The organism is Nonomuraea sp. NPDC049309 (genome assembly GCF_043196965.1).
In the GTDB taxonomy this organism is placed as follows: Bacteria; Actinomycetota; Actinomycetes; order Streptosporangiales; family Streptosporangiaceae; genus Nonomuraea; species Nonomuraea fastidiosa.
In genome coordinates, this window is sequence record NZ_JBICSH010000004.1 from 41,264 (window position 1) to 59,434 (window position 18,171).

Sequence of the window (18,171 nt, forward strand, 5' to 3'; positions counted from 1 at the left end):
GCACATGCTGACACATGGACATGAAAGAGCTGGCCGAGACGGCCGCCGGCCGCGACCCAGGCGACGGCCTGCGCGCCGTGGCCGCTCTCCGAGCGCTGCTCGAGGAGCTGGAGGCGGTCCACGTCTCCACCGCCCGCGCGCAGGGCTGGTCATGGGAGCAGATCGCCGGCGCGCTGGGCGTACGCCGCCAGACGGCGCACCGCAAGCACGCCCGCAGGACCGGGAAGGCAGGGGGTCGATGATGTTCACCAGGTTCACGGAAGGTGCCCGCCGGGCCGTGGTCGCGGGCGGGATCCACGCGCTCGACGCCGGGCGGCCCGCGCTCGATGCCGCGCCGATCCTGCTCGGCCTCGCGGAGGTGCAGCCGTTCGCGCTGAAGCACTTCACCGCCGACCCCGCCGAGGTGCGGCGGCTGGCCGGGCTGCCCGACCCGCGCGAACTGCTCGCCACGCTCGGCATCGACCTCGACGAGGTCCACCGCCGCACCCGCGCAGGGGCCGACGACCCGCGGCGGTGGAGCCTGCGCCGCTCCCGCGTGCGCCCGCTGCGCCTCACCCTGTACGGGCCGCTCGGCTCGCTGCCCCTCACCCCGGCGGCCAGGAAGGTCGTGGAGGTGGCCAAGTCGCGGCCCGGCCCCGTCACCGGGGAGCGCCTGCTGTGGGGGCTGCTCGCCGACGGCACCAATGGCGCGCGCCGGATCCTGCGCGCGGCCGGGGTGGACGTGGCGGCGCTGGTGCGTGAGGCCGCCATCCCCGCCCGCCGCGCCGCCTGACCGCCCGCCGCGCCCGACCTCACACGCGCCCGACCTCGCTCCACCCCCGAGCGCCCGCCGGGCTCGACCGCGCGGCGCCTGACCGCGCCGGGCCTGATCGCGCTCCACCCCCCAGACCGTCACGGTCGCATGCGGTGGCGCGGAGGCGCGCCGCCGCACCGTCGCACGCCTGCGTGGCGGGTGGCGGGTGGTCAGGCGGCGAGGGCGAGGTGGGCGAGCTTGTCGGGGTTGGCCATCAGATAGATCGTCTCGATCCGGCCGTCCACGACGACGAGCGAGAGCACGCCGATCACCCGCCCGCCCGCCGACATCACCAGGGCGGGCGCGCCGTTGATCGCCTGGATGTCGTACGACGGCTCCGCCCCGGCCGCCTGGCCGACCGAGGCCATGAACTTGGCGATGTTCGCCGGGGTGTTGATGGAGAGCAGGAACCGGCCGACGTTGCCGGACCCGGTGATGATCCGCAGCGCCGCCTTGGCCTTGCCGCCGCCGTCGCTGACCATCGCCACCTGGTCCGACAGCAGAGAGATGAGCCCGTCCAGGTCGCCTTCCATCGCCGCGTCGAAGAAGCGCTCGGTGATGCGCCGCCGCTCGTCGTGGTCGACGTCGTAGCGGGGCCGCCGCTCGCGCACGTGATCGCGGGCCCGGCGGGCGAGCTGCCTGACGGCCGGTTCGCTGCGCCCGACGATCTCCGCGATCTCCGCGAACGGCAGGGCGAACGCCTCCCGCAGCACGAACACCGCCCGCTCGAGCGGCGTCAGCGTCTCCAGCACCACCAGCAGCGCAAGCTCCACCGAGTCGGCCAGCTCGGCCTGCTCGGCGGCGTCGGGACCGGTGCTGATCGGCTCGGGCAGCCACGGGCCCATGTACGACTCCCGCCGCGTCTTCGCCTGCCGCAGCCGGTCGATGGCCAGCCGCGAGGTCACCGTGACGAGATACGCCTTGGCATCGGCGATGCCCGCCCGATCGGCGCCGGACCAGCGCAGCCACGCCTCCTGGACGACGTCCTCGGCGTCGGTCACGCTGCCCAGGATGCGGTAGGCCACGGCCATCAGCAGGCCACGGTGCTCCTCGAAGGTCGGCATGAACCCTAAGACGTACCACGGACCCGCGACGTGACACGAGGGCTCCGAACCTCCGTTATAGTTGTGGATCGCAAGGGGCTATAGCGCAGTTGGTAGCGCGCCTCCATGGCATGGAGGAGGTCTGGGGTTCGAATCCCCATAGCTCCACCCGATCGAAAGCCTCGCCTGACGGCGGGGCTTTTCGCATGTCCCGGCCGTTCGGACGTGCGGAGAACCGCGCGGACGCGGAGAGAGATCGTCTCTCGGTCGTTCAGCGCGTGGCCAGTTCGCCGAGCACGGCCAGGTAGTGCGGCGGCGAGCGCGGTCGTCGCCGATCCCGCCGCGTGGGACGCGACGGCGAAGGAGCCGCCCGGCCTGGTACCTGCCGGCCGGCACCGAGCGGCCCCGATGGCCCTGCCGCTCGCCGGGCCGAGCCGGCCCGCATCGGCGCGGAGCAGGTCGCTCGCTACGCCTCCTGGGGGAGGGCGGCCGGTGTGGCGCACCTCGCCGCCGTGGCGGGAAGCCTCGTGCGGGGTGAACGCGGCGTGAACGCGGCGGGAGAGCAGAGGGCCGGAGGCGGAGGCCTCCGGCCCGTTCTCTATGTGAAGCGGCCGGGAAGGCCGCCGAGGGTCAGTGGCGCGGGCGGCGCCGGCCGCACGACGCGCCGACATGGCAGCCGCCGGGCAGGTGGGCCGACGTGGCGGCGGCCGTCGGGCAGTGGCCGAGACGGTCATGCGCGCTGCCTGAAGAACGTCCGGCGCGGCGCCCGGGTTCCCGGCCCGGCTGGTCGTGCGTTCGCACGCGCAAGTGGACCTCGGCCGGCCGCCACCCCCGGCTCTATGGTGAGAGCGACGTCCAGCGAAGGGCCATCCACATGTTCGTGTTCGCTCATCTGAGCGATGTCCACATCGGCGCGACCCCCGAGGCCGTCACCCGTACGGAGGCGGTCATGCGGTACCTGGACGCGCTGCCGGGAGAGCTCGACGCGGTGCTCGTCACCGGCGACATCGCCGACCACGGCCGCGCCGAGGAGTACGAGACCGCGGGCAAGCTGCTCACCTCCCGCCACCCCGTGCTGATCGGCCCGGGCAACCACGACGTGCGGGCCGAGTTCCGCCGCGTCCTGCTCGGCGAGCAGGGGGAGCGGAGCGACCGGCCGGTCAACCAGGTGCTGCGCACCCCGAACGCGATCTACGCGATGTGCGACTCCTCGATACCCGGCGAGGACGCGGGCCGCCTGGACGACGAGACGCTCGGCTGGCTGGGCGGCGTGCTGGCGGGCGGTGGCGGGCTGCCGGTGTTCGTGGCCTTCCACCACCCGCCGGTGGAGCTGCACGGCCCGGCCATCGACGGCATCGGGCTGCGCGAGACCGGCCGCCTGGAGGCGCTGCTCGCCGAGCACGCGAACGTGCCCGCCGTGCTGGTGGGGCACGCCCACACGGCCTCCGCCACCACGTTCGCGGGCCGGCCGCTGCTGGTGGGCGGCGGCGTGGTGTCCACGATGACGTGGCCGTGGGAGGGCGGGGTGACCTTCGACGACTGCCTCGACTACGCGCTGCCGCCGCTGCTCGCCTTCCACGTCTTCGATGAGAGCGCAGGCCGGCTCACCACCCACTACCGGGTCGTGCCGTGAGCGCGGCGGCGGGCCCGTGCGGAGGCCCGCCGCCGGGTCTCACCGCTCGGTGAGCTCGATGAACGTCACCGAGTACGCAGGGAAGTCGTAGGTGAAGGCCGAGGAGAAGCCGTCCACCCGCTGCCGCCGCGGTGAGATGCGGTCGGGGTCGGAGATCGTGTTGACGTCGGACGGCTCCCCGGTGAGCGTCGTGACGGTGGCCGACGGGCGCAGCCGGGCCTTGCCGAGGTCCACGTTCGCGCGTACGGCGCCGTCCCGGGCGTTGACGACCTTGAGCGTGATCTTCTTGCCGTCCCTGGAGACCACCTGGTAGAGCGGCTCGATTCGGGAGTCGTCGACGAACTCGTTGATCTTCTCGCCGTCCAGCCAGGTCGTGATCGTGCGCCCGCTGATCCGCACCTTCAGCCGGTAGTCACGGCCGGTCTCGACGGTGGTCGGCGACGTGGCGATCGACGACTTGCCGCCGTTCACGGCCTTCTCGACGGCGGACTGGGTGTTGTTCCAGCCGCCGACGTTCCACCAGTAGTAGTTGCCGCTGTCGCGGACGCCGAACATGAGCAGGAAGCCCTCGGCCCCGGCGGTCTTGCGTGCGGTCACCTCGATCGTGTAGTTCGACCAGTCGGCCGAGCCCGCCGTGGAGCGGGCGTCCTCGACTTGGGCGGTCTGCACGTACGCGCCGTCCTCGACGGCCCAGGTGCCGAGGCCGGGCGACCAGCGGTCGGCGCCCGCCGAGAAGTCGTCCTCCAGCAGCACGGTGCCGTCGGCCGCGGTGACCTTGACGTCGTCGTAGCGGACGGCGGTGTTCCACGCGCCCAGCCCGACGGCGCCCTTGATGTCCTCGACCGGCCTGGGCTCGCCCTCGAACCTGCTGGGCACGATCCGGTCGCCGGCGTTGGTGGAGAACAGCCGCTGGACGTGGTAGCTGGGCGAGCCGTACGCCTCGTCGTTGTCGAACCAGATGAGGTCGGGCGTCCAGTCGACGTAGTCGACGTTGGCGAGCAGCGGCGCGTACGACGCCAGCCGGACGACGTCGGAGTTGCGCTCGATGCCGGTCAGGTACGCCGCCTCGGCGAGCGCGTTGTAGAAGGTGTTGCCCCGGGAGGCGTACTCGCCCACGAACACCTTCGGGCCCTCGCGGTCGTAGGAGTCGTAGCGGTGGTCGTTGGCGAGGAACCACTCGGGGTTGTTGTAGTAGTGCTCGTCGACCAGGTCGGCCTTCTGGTCGCGGGCGAACTGCCACATCCGGTCGAACCAGGCGCCCTGCGAGGTCTGCCCGGCGTTCGAGATGATCGTGATCTCCGGGTGCTCGGCCCTGATGGCGTCGGCGAACTTCGGATAGTTGGTGAAGAACTCCTCGTAGATCTCCTCGTTGCCGAGCCCGATGTACTTCAGGCCGAACGGCTTCGGATGCCCCATCTCGGCCCGCTTCTTGCCCCACGTGGAGGTGACGGGGCCGTTGGCGAACTCGATCAGGTCGAGCGTGTCCTGCACCCAGCGGGCCAGCTTGGCCTCGTCGGTGAGCGGGCGGTTCTCGCCGCAGCCGTTGACGCCCACCGACAGCACCGGCAGCGGCTCGGCCCCGATGTCCTCGGCGAACTGGAAGTACTCGTAGTAGCCGATGCCGTAGCTCTGGTTGTAGCCCCAGAAGTTGAAGTTGGTGGGGCGCTCCTCGACCGGGCCGATCGTCTCCTTCCACTGGTAGATGCGGCGCCGGTCGCCGGTCTCCGCGTACGGGTCGTAGGTGCCGACGTTCGTCACGCAGCCGCCGGGGAAGCGCAGGAAGCTCGGTTCGAGGTCGGCGATGAGCTTGGCCAGGTCGGCGCGCATCCCGTGCCCTTTGAACGTCTTGCGCGGGAACAGCGAGATCATGTCGAGGTCGGTGCGCCCGGCGGGCGCCTGGACGACGAGCCGTCCCGCGTCGGTGGTGTCCGAGGCGGTGAACGACGCGCGGTACTCGGCCCAGCCGCCTGCTTTGACCCGCACGGTGGCCCGGCCCAGCACCTTCGTGCCGTCCTCGACGGTCACGGTGAGCGTGGCGGGCTCGGCGCGCCTGGCCCACAGCGACAGGTCGTAGTGCTCGCCGGCCTTCAGCGGCAGGCCGCGGTTGAACCCGGCGTTGCTCACTCCGGCCGTGCCGTCCCCGGTCACGTCGAGCCGCAGGTAGTTGCGGTTGTTGGGGTTGAGCGGGTCCTCACTGGTGACGGCCAGAGCGGCGGTGGCGCCGCGCTCGACCTTGCTCCACGCGGTCAGGCCCGTGTAACTCGGCTCGTCGATGGGGTCGAACTCGAACGAGCGGTTCTGCACCAGCTCGGCGTACAGGCCGCCGTCGGCGGCGTGGTTGATGTCCTCGTAGAAGACGCCGTACAGGTCGGGGCTGACCTTGGTGCCGCCGGCGCGGGTGTCCACGGTGAGCTCGCCCGTGCTGTAGCGCTCGATGCGGAACTTCGCGGCCTCTCCGGGCGCGGCCATGACGAGTGCGCCGCCCTTGATGGCGACGGCCCGATCGCCGGAGGCGAGTACGACCTTGCCGCCGCCCGCGTCGGTGAGCCGGAAGACCGAGCCCTTCGCGCCCAGCCGCACCGTGTCCGCCGCTTCCAGGTACTTCCCGCCGGTCTCCTTGAGCTTCACCCCGTCGCCGCTCGGCTCGGCGGTGAAGGCCAGGCTCGTCATGCCCGCCGACGCCGAGGCGCGCACCGCGCCCGAGCGGCTCGCGCTCAGGTACGGCAGCGCCGGAGCCCGCAGCGTGAACGTCCCCTCCGGCACCACGGCCCGCCCGGGAGCCGCCTTGATCGCGAAGTAGTCGAAGTCCACCCGCATGGAGGTGCCGTTCTGGGCCGAGAGCCCGAACAGCCCGACCTGCCCGACCGACAGCCGGGCGGTCATCGTCGCCGCCTGCACCCAGCCCGAGCCGTCCCAGTACGAGGAGACGAACTCGTCGCCGGTCCTGGCCAGCTTGAGAATCTCGGCGCTCGAGCCGGGCCTGGCCGCGAACTGGGAGGTGAAGGCCGCCCCGACTTCGGTGGCCGTCTCGATCACCGGGCCGCCGGCGAAGCCCACGTGGGCGAGGCCCGCGCGTACGTAGTTGTCCCAGTCCTGCCAGGCCAGCAGGCCCGCGCTCTGGTAGTCGAGCGCCACGGGGGCGCTGAGCCTGGTCACCACCTCGAAGTCGCCGTCGGGGACGTCCACGAGGAACAGGTTCCTGGCGTTGTTGCCGGCCTGGTGGGTGTCGCCGGTCGAGGTGTCGAGGTGTAACGCGCCGCCGGACAGGCTCCATCGGGAGTCGTCGGGGGAGAGCACGCTCCAGTCGGGCCCGAGCGTGGTGCCGTCGAACTCGTCCACGACCGCGCCCTCGGGGATCGGATCGGGGGCGGGTTCGGCCGGGGCGCGGGCCGGTGCCACCAGGGAGGCGGCCACGAGCAGGGCCGACAGGGCGATGCGCGGCATGAGCGGGGGGCTCCTCACAGGTTGTTAGCGTTAACACATAAGTGAGCGTTAACAACGGCGATCGGCGATTAGTTAAGGACGTCCGACCAGGGGCGTCAAGAGGGGACCGTGTAACACGACCGTAATCCGGCGAGCCCTTGACGGAAGTGATTGTGAGCGTTCACAGTCGGGGCCAAGCCAGGAAAGGAGCACGGCTGTGAGATCCACCCTGGGGCGCCGCCCGCCGGTCATGGCCGACGTGGCCAAGGAGGCCGGCGTGTCGCATCAGACGGTTTCACGCGTGCTCAACGGCCATCCGAACGTCCGCAGCGAGACCCGTACGCGGGTGCTCCAGGCCATCGACAAGCTCGGCTACCGCCGCAACCTCGTCGCCCGCGCCCTGGTCACCAAGCACTCGAGGACGCTCGGCGTGGTCAGCTTCGACACCACCCTGTACGGCCCGGCCAGCACCGTCTACGGCATCGAGCAGGCGGCCAGGGCGGCCGGCTACTTCGTCAGCGTCGTCAGCCTCACATCGATCGACCGGGCCGGCGTCCGCGACGCCCTCGACTACCTGGCCGAGCAGGGCGTGGACGGCGCCGTCGTGGTCGCGCCGCAGCGCTCGGCCGCCGAGGCGCTGGCCGACCTGCCGCCCGGCATGCCCGCCGTGGCGGTGGAGGGCGGGCAGGCCGGCGACGTCTCGGTCGTCTGCGTCGACCAGGTCGCGGGCGGCAGGCTCGCCACCGAGCACCTGCTCTCGCTCGGCCACGAGACGGTCTGGCACGTCAGCGGGCCCTCCGAGTGGCTGGAGGCCGAAGGGCGGGTGGCCGGATGGCGGGCCGCGCTGGAGGAGGCGGGCAGGGACGTCCCGTGCCCGCTCGCCGGCGACTGGAGCCCGCGCTCGGGATACGAGGCGGGCCGCAGCCTGGCGCGCATGAGGAACGTCACGGCGGTCTTCGTCGCCAACGACCAGATGGCGCTGGGCGTGCTGCGGGCGTTCACCGAGCAGGGGGTGAGGGTGCCCGAGCAGGTGAGCGTCGTCGGCTTCGACGACGTTCCCGAGTCGGCGTACTTCTCACCGCCGCTCACGACCATCAGGCAGGACTTCGACGCGGTGGGCAGGCACGGCATCGAGGTGCTGATACGGCAGCTCGAAGGCGGCCGCGACGATCGGGAGCGGCTGGTGGTGCCGCCCTCGTTCGTGCCCAGGGCCAGTACGGCCCCCGTGGCCTGAGCCGCCGCGGCAAGGCAGGACGCGCTGGCGCCCGAGCCGGGTTGTTAGCGCTCACACCAGGAAGGAAACCCCCCACGTGTTCAAGAGGATCTCGGCGCTGATGCTCGCCGGGCTCACCGCGCTCGCGGTGACGTCCTGCGGCAGCGACGGCGGCGGCACCGGTGGCGACGCGGGCTCCGGTGGCGGAAAAGACGACGCGATCGTCATGGGCTTCTCCCAGGTCGGCGCGGAGAGCGGCTGGCGTACCGCCAACACCAAGTCCGTGCAGGAGGCGGCGCAGGCGGCGGGCATCGAGCTGAAGTTCTCCGACGCCCAGCAGAAGCAGGAGAACCAGATCAAGGCGATCCGCTCGTTCATCCAGCAGCGGGTGGACGTCATCGCCTTCTCCCCGGTGGTGGAGTCGGGCTGGGACCCGGTGCTCAACGAGGCCAAGCGGGCGAACATCCCGGTCATCCTGACCGACCGCGCGGTGGACTCCCAGGACACCTCGCTCTACAAGACCTTCCTCGGCTCGGACTTCGTCGAGGAGGGCAGGAAGGCCGGCCAGTGGCTGGTCGAGGAGTACAAGGACTCCGACGAGACCGTCAACATCGTCGAGCTGCAGGGCACGACCGGCTCGGCCCCGGCCAACGACCGCAAGGCCGGCTTCGCCGAGGTCATCGGCAAGGACCCCAAGTTCAAGATCATCGCCTCGCAGACCGGCGACTTCACCCGGGCCAAGGGCAAGGAGGTCATGGAGGCGTTCCTCAAGGCCCACCCGGACATCGACGTCCTCTACTCGCACAACGACGACATGGGGCTCGGCGCCATCGAGGCGATCGAGGGCGCGGGCAAGAAGCCGGGCGAGGACATCAAGATCATCACCGTGGACGCGGTGCGCGACGGCATGCAGGCGCTCGCCGACGGCAAGATCAACTTCATCGTGGAGTGCTCGCCGCTGCTCGGCCCGCAGCTCATGGACCTGGCCAAGAAGATCGTGGCGGGCGAGCAGGTGCCGGACAGGGTGGTGACGGAGGAGACCACGTTCACCCAGGAGCAGGCCAAGGAGGCGCTGCCCGGCCGCCAGTACTGACCGGGCGCCGCGGGGCGTGACGACGAGGAGCGGCGGCCCGGCGCGCGTCCGGGCCGCCGCCACAGACCAAGAGTCCACGGAAGGGGAAAGGCACATGGCCGTACCCGCGCCGGTCCTGACGATGAGCGGGATCGGCAAGAGGTTTCCGGGGGTGACGGCCCTGGACGGCGTGAACCTGCGGCTGCTGCCCGGCGAGGTGCACGCGCTGATGGGTGAGAACGGAGCGGGCAAGTCCACCCTGATCAAGGTGCTCACCGGCGTCTACGCCGCCGACGCCGGCACCATCGAGCTGGACGGCAGGCCCGTGGCGTTCGGCAGCCCGCTGGAGGCGCAGCAGGCCGGCATCAGCACGGTCTACCAGGAGGTGAACCTCTGCACGAATCTGTCGGTCGCCGAGAACATCCTGCTCGGCAGGGAGCCGCGCCGCCTGGGCCGCATCGACTGGCGGCGCATGCGAGCGCGGGCCGCCGAGCTGCTCGCCCGGCTTGACCTCGACCTGGACGTGGGCGCGCCGCTGTCGTCGTACTCGCTGGCCGTGCAGCAGATGGTGGCGATCGCGCGGGCCATCGACATCGACGCCAAGGTGCTGATCCTCGACGAGCCGACCTCCAGCCTGGACGCCGACGAGGTGCGGCAGCTGTTCAGGGTGATGCGGCGGCTGAAGGACGAGGGCATCGCGATCCTGTTCGTCTCGCACTTCCTCGACCAGATCTACGAGATCTCCGACCGCATGACGATCCTGCGCAACGGCCGGCTGGTCGGCGAGTACGCCACCCGCGAACTGCCGCAGGTCGAGCTGGTCGCGAAGATGATCGGCAAGGAGCTGGAAGCGCTCGAACGGCTGCACGGCGCCTCCGAGGTGCCGGACCGGCCGCTGGTCGAGGCGCGCGACCTCGGCCGCGCCGGCGCGATCGAGCCGTTCAGCCTGACCATCCACGAGGGAGAGGTGGTGGGGCTGGCCGGGCTGCTCGGCTCCGGCCGTACGGAGATCGCCCGGCTGCTGTTCGGCGCCGACCACGCGAGCACCGGCGAGATCGCGATCGGCGGCCGGCCCGCCTCGCTGCGCACGCCGCGCGCGGCGATGAACCACAAGATCGCCTTCTGCTCGGAGAACCGCAAGGCCGACGGGCTGATCCCCGACCTCACCGTGCGCGAGAACATCATCCTGGCCCTCCAGGCCACCCGGGGCTGGACCAGGCCGGTGCCCCGCGACCAGCAGGACGAGCTGGTCAGGAGGTACATCGAGGCGCTCAAGATCAGCCCGCCCAACCCCGACCACCTCGTCCGCGACCTCAGCGGCGGCAACCAGCAGAAGGTCGTGCTGGCCAGGTGGCTGATCCTGGAGCCCAGGCTGCTCATCCTGGACGAGCCCACCCGCGGCATCGATGTCGGAGCGAAGACCGAGATCCAGCGCCTGGTGGCCGAGCTGTCCGGCGGCGGCATGGCGGTGCTGTTCATCTCGGCCGAGCTCGAAGAGGTGCTGCGGCTCAGCCACAAGGTCGAGGTGCTGCGCGACCGGCGGCTGGTGGCCGAGCTGCCCAACGACGCCGAGCTGACCACCGACGTGCTCATGGAGACGATCGCGAGCGGAGGGCGGACCTCATGAGACGCCTGCTCTGGCCGATCGCGGTGCTCATCGCGCTGCTGGCGCTGAACGTGTTCTTCACACCCGGCTTCTTCTCGATCGAGGTCAAGGACGGCCACCTCTACGGCAGCCTCATCGACATCCTGCGCTTCGGCGCGCCGCTCATCCTGGTCGCGCTCGGCATGACGCTGGTCATCGCCACCGGCGGCATCGACCTGTCGGTCGGCTCGGTGGTGGCGATCTCGGGCGCGCTGGCCTGCCTGCTGATCAGCGAGGACGCGAGCGTGCTCACCGCCGTGGCGCTGGCGCTCGGCCTGTGCCTGGTGCTCGGGCTGTGGAACGGGTTCCTGGTGGCCGGCATCGGCATCCAGCCGATCATCGCCACGCTGATCCTCATGGTGGCCGGTCGCGGGCTGGCCCAGCTCATCACCGACGGGCAGATCATCACCGTCAACAGCCCGGCGTACAAGGAGATCGGCGCCGGTTACTGGCTGGCCCTGCCGTCCGGCATCCTCATCGTGGCGGCGGTGCTGGCGGTCACCGCGTTCCTGACCAGGCGGCTGGCGCTGGGCGTGCTCATCGAGTCGGTGGGCGGCAACGCCGAGGCGAGCAGGCTCGCCGGCATCAGGTCACGCGGGATCATCGTCATGGTCTACGCCTTCGCCGCCCTGTGCGCGGGCGTCGCCGGGCTGATGATCAGCTCGAACGTCTCCAGCGCCGACGGCAACAACGCCGGCCTGTGGATCGAGCTGGACGCGATCCTCGCCGTGGTGATCGGCGGCACCTCGCTGGCCGGCGGGCGCTTCTCGCTCGGCGGCACCGTGCTCGGCGCGCTCATCATCCAGTCGCTGACCACCACGATCTACTCGATCGGCGTGCCGCCGGAGACGACGCTGCTGTTCAAGGCGCTGGTGGTGACGGCGGTCTGCCTCATCCAGTCGCCGTCGTTCCGCGCGAAGGTGCTGCGCGGGCGGGGGCGCGGGCGTGCGGCGCCGCCACCGGTCCCGGCCCCAGCCGCACAGGAGGAGACGAGCGCGCCGGACGGAGTGAGGTCATGAGCACGATGAGCGGGACGGCGGCGCTCGGGCGGGTGTCCGTGCCGTCGAAGTACCTGCCGGTCCTGGTGACCGGCTGCCTGTTCGTGGCGATGTTCGTGGCGGGCGGCATCCGCTACGAGGGCTTCGCCCACGGGCAGGTCATCTTGAACGTCTTCATCGACAACGCGTTCCTGCTGGTGGTGGCCGTCGGGATGACGTTCGTGATCCTGACCGGCGGCATCGACCTGTCGGTCGGCTCGGTGGTGGCGCTGTCGACGATGATCGCGGCCAGCCTCATGGAGGGGCCAGGGTGGCCGCCGTACCTGGTGGTGCCGCTGGTGCTGCTCATCGGCTCGGCGCTCGGGCTGGTGATGGGCTACATCGTGCAGGCCTTCGACATCCAGCCGTTCATCGTGACGCTGGCGGGCATGTTCCTCGCGCGGGGCCTGTGCTACACCATCGGCACCGACTCGATCCCCATCCGCGACGCCACGTTCACGGCGTTCGCACAGGCCAGGATTGATTTGTTCGCCGATCTGTGGATCTCGCCGAGCGTGGTGATCGCGGCCGTGGTGGTCGCGGTGGCGGCGTACGTGCTGCACTACACCCGCTTCGGCCGGTCGGTCTACGCGACGGGCGGCAACGAGCAGTCGGCGATCCTCATGGGGCTGCCGGTGGGCCGTACGAAGATCATGGTCTACACGATCAGCGGGTTCTGCTCGGCCCTGGGCGGGGTGCTGCTGACGTTCTACATGCTCTCCGGCTATGGGCAGCACGCCGCGGGCATGGAGCTCGACGCGATCGCGGCGGTGGTCATCGGCGGCACGCTGCTGACCGGCGGCAGCGGGTTCCTGCTGGGGACGGTGCTCGGCGTGCTCGTGCTCGGCCTGATCCAGACGATCCTGAGCTTCGAAGGAACGCTGTCGTCGTGGTGGACGAAGATCGTCATCGGGGCTCTGCTGTTCGTCTTCATCCTCCTGCAGCGGCTGTTCTCGGTGCGGGCGAGGAGGTGAGACGCTGGTAACAGGTAAGAAACCTGCGCAATTGCCTGGCCCGGGGGGTATCGTTCCTGGTCAGGGCGGAGAGGCGCGGCTCGCGCATCTTACGGGAACGTTACCATCAGGTTATGCCCGGACGTTGACATGGTCGTTGTTAGCGATAACAATCGGGCGAAGCAGGTGTGTGCTTTGTAGTGATTCGTCCTGTTCGGGCGGATCTCCTTGCTTTATTCGGCAGCAGCCGCGTTCCAGCGCTGCCGCGACCCCCATGGAAAGGGACACTCATGAGGTTGGGACGAATCGGGGGCGTGGTGTCGGCCATCGCGCTCGCCGCGACCATGACGGCGTGTGGATCGAGCACGAAGACCGTCGACGCCGAGACATCCGCTTCGGCCGCCGCCGGCAACGCGGGCGCCCTGATCGGCGTCACGATGCCCACCAAGTCTTCCGAGCGCTGGATCCACGACGGTGACAACGTCAAGAAGCAGCTCGAAGAGCTCGGTTACAAGGTCGACCTCCAGTACGCGGAGAACGACATCCCGACGCAGGCCAACCAGATCGAGAACCAGATCACCAAGGGCGCCAAGCTCCTGATCATCGCCTCGATCGACGGCACGGCCATCACCTCGCAGCTCCAGCAGGCGGCCGACGCCAACATCCCGGTCATCGCCTACGACCGGCTGATCCGCAACAGCCCGAACGTCGACTACTACGCGACCTTCGACAACTTCAAGGTCGGCGTGCAGCAGGCGACGTCGCTGCTCAAGGGCCTCGGCGTCGAGGACGGCAAGAAGGGCCCGTTCAACATCGAGCTCTTCGCCGGCTCGCCCGACGACAACAACGCCACGTTCTTCTGGAACGGCGCGATGTCGGTGCTCCAGCCGAAGATCGACGACGGCACGCTGGTGGTCAAGAGCGGCCAGACCGACTTCAAGCAGGCCGCCATCCTGCGGTGGGACCCCGCCACGGCGCAAAAGCGCATGGAGGACATCATCACCAGCACCTACACCGGCGGCACCAAGGTCGACGGCGTGCTCTCGCCGTACGACGGCCTGTCCATCGGCATCCTGTCGGCGCTGAAGAGCTCCGGCTACAGCAAGCCGTACCCGATCGTGACCGGCCAGGACGCCGAGCTGCAGTCGGTGAAGTCGATCATCGCCGACGAGCAGTACTCCACGATCTTCAAGGACACCCGCAAGCTCGCCGAGCAGACGGTCAAGATGGCCGACGCCGTGCTCAAGGGCCAGCAGCCCGAGGTGAACAACACCAAGGACTACGACAACGGCAACAAGGTCGTGCCCTCGTACCTGCTCGACCCGGTGATCGTCGACAAGAGCAACTACAAGGACGTCATCGTCGGCAGCGGCTACTACACCGAGGACCAGCTCAAGTAAGGGACCGTGCCCCGGGGAGGACCTCCCCGGGGCCTTCCCTGAACGCGAGGGGCATATGACCGAGCACATCTTGCGGATGAGCGGGATCACCAAGACGTTCCCGGGCGTCAAAGCGCTCCAGGACGTCAACCTGGCGGTGCGCAGGGGTGAGATCCACGCCATCTGCGGCGAGAACGGCGCCGGCAAGTCGACGCTGATGAAGGTGCTGTCGGGCGTCTACCCGCACGGCACCTACGAGGGCGAGATCATCTTCGAGGGCCGGCGCTGCGAGTTCGGCGGGATCCGCGACAGCGAGCACGCCGGCATCGTCATCATCCACCAGGAGCTGGCGCTCAGCCCGCAGCTGTCGATCGCCGAGAACATCTTCCTCGGCAACGAGCGCGCCACCCGCGGCTTCATCGACTGGAACCGCACCAACTACGAGGCCGCCGAGCTGATGAAGCGGGTCGGCCTGCGCGAGAACCCGACCACGACGATCTCCGACATCGGCGTGGGCAAGCAGCAGCTCGTCGAGATCGCCAAGGCGCTGTCGAAGAAGGTGAAGCTGCTCATCCTCGACGAGCCCACCGCGGCGCTCAACGACGACGACTCGGCCCACCTGCTCGACCTGCTGCGCGGGCTGCGCGACGAGGGCATCACCTGCGTGATCATCTCGCACAAGCTCAACGAGGTGATCGCGATCGCCGACTCCGTCACGATCATCCGCGACGGGCGCACGATCGAGACGCTGGACATGGCCACCGACAACGTCACCGAGGACCGCATCATCGCGGGCATGGTGGGCCGCGCGCTCGACAACCGCTTCCCGCCGCACGAGCCGAAGATCGGCGACGAGGCGCTGCGCATCGAGGACTGGACGGTCTACAGCCCGGCCCAGCCGGACCGCAAGGTGGTCGACGGCGCCTCGCTCATGCTGCGGCGCGGCGAGATCGTCGGTCTCGCGGGCCTCATGGGCGCCGGCCGCACCGAGCTGGCGATGAGCGTCTTCGGCCGCACGTACGGGGTGCACATCTCCGGCAAGATCTTCAAAGACGGCAAGCCGGTCGAGATCCGCAACGTGCAGGACGCGATCAACCACGGCATCGCCTACGCCTCGGAGGACCGCAAGCGCTACGGGCTCAACCTCATCCAGGACATCAAGACCAACATCAGCGCCGCCGGGCTCAAGAGCCTGGCCAAGCGCGGCTGGGTGAACGAGAACGAGGAGTACCGGGTCGCCGAGCAGTTCCACAAGAGCATGAACATCAAGGCCCCGAGCGTCGACAGCATCGTGGGCCAGCTCAGCGGCGGCAACCAGCAGAAGGTCGTGCTGTCGAAGTGGATCATGACCGAGCCGGACGTGCTCATCCTCGACGAGCCCACCCGGGGCATCGACGTCGGCGCCAAGTATGAGATCTACACGATCATCAACAGGCTGGCCGACCAGGGCAAGGCCATTCTGGTGATCTCCTCTGAGCTGCCCGAGCTGCTCGGCCTGTGCGACCGCATCTACACGCTCTCCGAAGGACGCATCACCGGAGAGGTGCCCCGCCAGGAGGCCACCCAGGAAAGCCTCATGTATCTCATGACCAAGGGACAGGAGTAGCTCCCATGAGCAGCATCACGCCCACCGGCCTGCGTGAGGCCGGAGCCGCGGGCGAAGGGGGAAAGGCGCCCAGGCAGCCGGGCCAGGTGTCGCTCGGCGGCATATCGCTCAACCTGCGATCGAGCGGCATCTACATCGCCTTCGCGCTCATCATCGTGCTGTTCTCGGTGCTCACCGACGGAGCGCTGCTCCAGCCGCAGAACATCTCCAACATCATCGTCCAGAACTCCTACGTCCTGATCCTCGCGATCGGGATGATCCTGATCATCATCGCCGGGCACATCGACCTGTCGGTCGGCTCGGTGGTGGCGGTCACGGGAGCTCTGGCCGCGGTGCTCATGGTCAACATGGGCTGGCCGTGGCCGCTGGCCCTGCTCGCCACGCTGGTGGCGGGCGCGCTCATCGGAGCCTGGCAGGGCTACTGGATCGCCTACTTCGGCATCCCGGCGTTCATCGTGACGCTGGCCGGCATGCTGCTGTTCCGCGCGCTGACGCTGACCGTGCTCGGCAACCAGGGCATCGGGCCGTTCCCCGACCAGGTCCGCACGCTGGCCAACGGCTTCACCGACGGCTACCTCGGCAACATCGGCCTCGGCCCGCTCGGCGGCGCCGACCTGTTCAGCCTGCTCATCGGCATCGTCGCGATCGCCGGCATGGTCGCCGCGCAGTGGCGCACCAGGAGTGCGCGCAAGGGTTACGGCCAGGCCGTCGAGCCCATCGCGCTGTTCGCGCTGAAGATGGCGGCGGGCGCCGCGATCATCCTGTTCCTGGTGGTGCAGCTCGCCCGGTTCAAGAACCTGCCGTGGGTGCTCGTGCTGCTGGCGATCCTCGTGCTCGGCTACTCGCTGATGGCCAACCGCACGGTCTTCGGCCGGCAGATCTACGCCATCGGCGGCAACCTCCAGGCCGCGATCATGTCCGGTGTGAAGGTCAAGTCGGTCGTGTTCTGGATCTTCGTGAACATGGGCGTGCTGTCGGCCATCGCCGGCATCATCTTCGCCGGCCGGCTCAACCAGGCGGGCCCGACCGCGGGCAACAGCTTCGAGCTGGACGCGATCGCCGCGGCGTTCATCGGCGGCGCGGCCGTGCAGGGCGGCGTCGGCAAGGTGGTCGGCGCCATCACCGGCGGTCTGATCATGGCGGTCATCAACAACGGCATGTCGCTGATCGGCTCCCCGAGCGAGCGGGTCATGCTCGTCAAGGGTGCGGTGCTGCTCGCGGCCGTCGCGTTCGACGTCTGGACCAAGCGCAGGGCGGGTGCCGCGGGGCGCTGAGAGCTCACGGGGAGCCCCACGACCAAGATCGCGCGGGCTCCCCTGAGTAAGATCCACCCGAGCGAAAGGAGAGACCGTGACGACCCCCAAGCGTCGCGTGCCGGTCATGGCCGACGTGGCCAGGGAGGCGGGCGTGTCGCACCAGACGGTCTCCCGGGTGCTCAACGACCATCCCAACGTCCGGCCGGACACCCGCGCCCGCGTGGAGGCGGCGATCAACCGGCTGGGCTACCGCCGCAACCTCGCCGCCCGCGCCCTCGTCACCAAGCGCTCGCGCACCCTGGGCGTGGTGAGCTTCGACACCACCCTGTACGGCCCGGCCAGCACCATCTACGGCATCGAGCAGGCGGCGAGGACCGCGGGCTACTTCGTCAGCATCGTCAGCCTGAAGTCCATCGACACCGCGAGCGTCCGCGACGCCATCGGCTACCTCACCGAGCAGGGGGTGGACGGCGTCGTGGTGGTGGCGCCGCAGCGTTCGGCCGGGCGCGCCCTGGAGAGCCTGCCCGCCGGCATGCCCGCGGTCGCGGTCGAGGGCACGCACAGCGCCGGCGTGTCGGTGGTCTGCATCGACCAGGCGGAGGGCGCCAGGCTCGCCACCCGCCACCTGCTGGAGCTGGGCCACGAGACGGTCTGGCACGTGACGGGCCCGCAGGACTGGATGGAGACCGAGGGCCGCGTCGAGGGCTGGCGCTCGGCGCTGGAGGAGGCGGGCCGCCCGGTGCCCGAGCCGCTGGCCGGCGACTGGAGCCCGCGCGCCGGCTACGAGGCCGGCAAGCGCCTGGCGAGCATGGACGGCGTGACCGCCGTGTTCGCGGCCAACGACCAGATGGCGCTCGGCGTGCTGCGCGCCCTGTCCGAGAAGGGAGTGCGGGTGCCGGAGCAGATGAGCGTGGTCGGCTTCGACGACATCCCCGAGTCCGAGTTCTTCTCGCCGCCGCTCACCACGGTCAGGCAGGACTTCGACGTGGTGGGCCGCCACTGCATCGAGGTGCTGCTGCGGCAGATCGAGTCGGGGCCGGCCGCCTTGGAGCGGCTGGTCGTGCGGCCGAGCTTCGTGGTGCGGGCCAGCACCGCCCCTGTCCGGTAGATGATGGGCA

14 protein-coding genes and 1 tRNA gene are annotated in these 18,171 nt (G+C 69.9%); 13 read left to right on the forward strand and 2 right to left on the reverse strand.

The window, feature by feature from the left end; genetic code table 11:
- Window positions 1-14 precede the first annotated feature (14 nt).
- The gene (locus tag ACGFIM_RS25360; RefSeq protein WP_393204271.1) at window positions 15-242 is read left to right on the forward strand and encodes a helix-turn-helix domain-containing protein; all 228 of its coding nucleotides are present in this window, start codon (window positions 15-17) and stop codon (window positions 240-242) included.
- Window positions 239-772, forward strand: coding sequence for a Clp protease N-terminal domain-containing protein (locus tag ACGFIM_RS25365; RefSeq protein WP_393204273.1), 534 nt, complete (start codon window positions 239-241; stop codon window positions 770-772). The genes ACGFIM_RS25360 and ACGFIM_RS25365 overlap by 4 nt, the downstream gene beginning before the upstream one ends.
- A gap of 191 nt (window positions 773-963) precedes the next feature.
- Here ACGFIM_RS25365 and sigJ read toward each other — a convergent pair whose 3' ends face one another.
- Window positions 964-1,857 (reverse strand): RNA polymerase sigma factor SigJ, encoded by an 894-nt coding sequence (gene sigJ / locus ACGFIM_RS25370; RefSeq protein ID WP_393204276.1) that lies wholly within the window; start codon window positions 1,855-1,857, stop codon window positions 964-966.
- A gap of 74 nt (window positions 1,858-1,931) precedes the next feature.
- On the opposite strand from sigJ, the gene ACGFIM_RS25375 reads away from it, so the two are divergent.
- Window positions 1,932-2,004: transfer RNA gene (locus ACGFIM_RS25375), tRNA-Ala, on the forward strand.
- Between the two features lie 706 nt (window positions 2,005-2,710).
- Window positions 2,711-3,469 (forward strand): metallophosphoesterase, encoded by a 759-nt coding sequence (locus ACGFIM_RS25380; RefSeq protein WP_393204278.1) that lies wholly within the window; start codon window positions 2,711-2,713, stop codon window positions 3,467-3,469.
- Between the two features lie 39 nt (window positions 3,470-3,508).
- Here ACGFIM_RS25380 and ACGFIM_RS25385 read toward each other — a convergent pair whose 3' ends face one another.
- Window positions 3,509-6,913 (reverse strand): alpha-L-arabinofuranosidase C-terminal domain-containing protein, encoded by a 3,405-nt coding sequence (locus ACGFIM_RS25385; RefSeq protein ID WP_393204280.1) that lies wholly within the window; start codon window positions 6,911-6,913, stop codon window positions 3,509-3,511.
- Window positions 6,914-7,142: 229 nt separating this feature from the next.
- On the opposite strand from ACGFIM_RS25385, the gene ACGFIM_RS25390 reads away from it, so the two are divergent.
- From ACGFIM_RS25390 to ACGFIM_RS25430, 9 genes are all read left to right on the forward strand, one after another.
- Window positions 7,143-8,126, forward strand: a complete 984-nt coding sequence (locus ACGFIM_RS25390) for a LacI family DNA-binding transcriptional regulator (RefSeq protein ID WP_393205862.1) — start codon at window positions 7,143-7,145, stop codon at window positions 8,124-8,126.
- A 76-nt stretch (window positions 8,127-8,202) separates the two neighbouring features.
- The gene (locus tag ACGFIM_RS25395; RefSeq protein WP_393204283.1) at window positions 8,203-9,198 is read left to right on the forward strand and encodes an ABC transporter substrate-binding protein; all 996 of its coding nucleotides are present in this window, start codon (window positions 8,203-8,205) and stop codon (window positions 9,196-9,198) included.
- 94 nt (window positions 9,199-9,292) lie between these two features.
- The gene (locus ACGFIM_RS25400) at window positions 9,293-10,804 is read left to right on the forward strand and encodes a sugar ABC transporter ATP-binding protein (protein ID WP_393204286.1); all 1,512 of its coding nucleotides are present in this window, start codon (window positions 9,293-9,295) and stop codon (window positions 10,802-10,804) included.
- A complete protein-coding gene (locus tag ACGFIM_RS25405; protein ID WP_393204289.1) occupies window positions 10,801-11,841 on the forward strand; it encodes an ABC transporter permease in 1,041 nt (346 codons plus the stop codon). Before ACGFIM_RS25400 ends, ACGFIM_RS25405 begins: the two co-directional genes overlap by 4 nt.
- A 5-nt stretch (window positions 11,842-11,846) precedes the next feature.
- Window positions 11,847-12,833, forward strand: coding sequence for a galactofuranose ABC transporter, permease protein YjfF (yjfF, locus tag ACGFIM_RS25410; protein ID WP_393205865.1), 987 nt, complete (start codon window positions 11,847-11,849; stop codon window positions 12,831-12,833).
- Between the two features lie 269 nt (window positions 12,834-13,102).
- Window positions 13,103-14,212: a multiple monosaccharide ABC transporter substrate-binding protein gene (gene chvE, locus ACGFIM_RS25415; RefSeq protein WP_393204292.1), complete on the forward strand. Its 1,110-nt coding sequence runs from the start codon at window positions 13,103-13,105 to the stop codon at window positions 14,210-14,212.
- Window positions 14,213-14,267: 55 nt separating this feature from the next.
- Window positions 14,268-15,797: a multiple monosaccharide ABC transporter ATP-binding protein gene (gene mmsA / locus ACGFIM_RS25420; RefSeq protein WP_393204295.1), complete on the forward strand. Its 1,530-nt coding sequence runs from the start codon at window positions 14,268-14,270 to the stop codon at window positions 15,795-15,797.
- A gap of 5 nt (window positions 15,798-15,802) precedes the next feature.
- Window positions 15,803-17,071, forward strand: a complete 1,269-nt coding sequence (gene mmsB, locus ACGFIM_RS25425) for a multiple monosaccharide ABC transporter permease (RefSeq protein ID WP_393204298.1) — start codon at window positions 15,803-15,805, stop codon at window positions 17,069-17,071.
- Window positions 17,072-17,147: 76 nt separating this feature from the next.
- Window positions 17,148-18,161, forward strand: coding sequence for a LacI family DNA-binding transcriptional regulator (locus ACGFIM_RS25430; protein ID WP_393204301.1), 1,014 nt, complete (start codon window positions 17,148-17,150; stop codon window positions 18,159-18,161).
- Window positions 18,162-18,171: the final 10 nt, after the last annotated feature.

Coding starts and splice junctions, on each gene's coding strand:
- ACGFIM_RS25360 (WP_393204271.1), top strand. CDS start 15: ATGGACATGAAAGAGCTGGCCGAGACGGCCGCCGGCCGCGACCCAGGC.
- ACGFIM_RS25365 (WP_393204273.1), top strand. CDS start 239: ATGATGTTCACCAGGTTCACGGAAGGTGCCCGCCGGGCCGTGGTCGCG.
- sigJ (WP_393204276.1), bottom strand. CDS start 1,857: ATGCCGACCTTCGAGGAGCACCGTGGCCTGCTGATGGCCGTGGCCTAC.
- ACGFIM_RS25380 (WP_393204278.1), top strand. CDS start 2,711: ATGTTCGTGTTCGCTCATCTGAGCGATGTCCACATCGGCGCGACCCCC.
- ACGFIM_RS25385 (WP_393204280.1), bottom strand. CDS start 6,913: ATGCCGCGCATCGCCCTGTCGGCCCTGCTCGTGGCCGCCTCCCTGGTG.
- ACGFIM_RS25390 (WP_393205862.1), top strand. CDS start 7,143: ATGGCCGACGTGGCCAAGGAGGCCGGCGTGTCGCATCAGACGGTTTCA.
- ACGFIM_RS25400 (WP_393204286.1), top strand. CDS start 9,293: ATGGCCGTACCCGCGCCGGTCCTGACGATGAGCGGGATCGGCAAGAGG.
- ACGFIM_RS25405 (WP_393204289.1), top strand. CDS start 10,801: ATGAGACGCCTGCTCTGGCCGATCGCGGTGCTCATCGCGCTGCTGGCG.
- yjfF (WP_393205865.1), top strand. CDS start 11,847: ATGAGCGGGACGGCGGCGCTCGGGCGGGTGTCCGTGCCGTCGAAGTAC.
- chvE (WP_393204292.1), top strand. CDS start 13,103: ATGAGGTTGGGACGAATCGGGGGCGTGGTGTCGGCCATCGCGCTCGCC.
- mmsA (WP_393204295.1), top strand. CDS start 14,268: ATGACCGAGCACATCTTGCGGATGAGCGGGATCACCAAGACGTTCCCG.
- mmsB (WP_393204298.1), top strand. CDS start 15,803: ATGAGCAGCATCACGCCCACCGGCCTGCGTGAGGCCGGAGCCGCGGGC.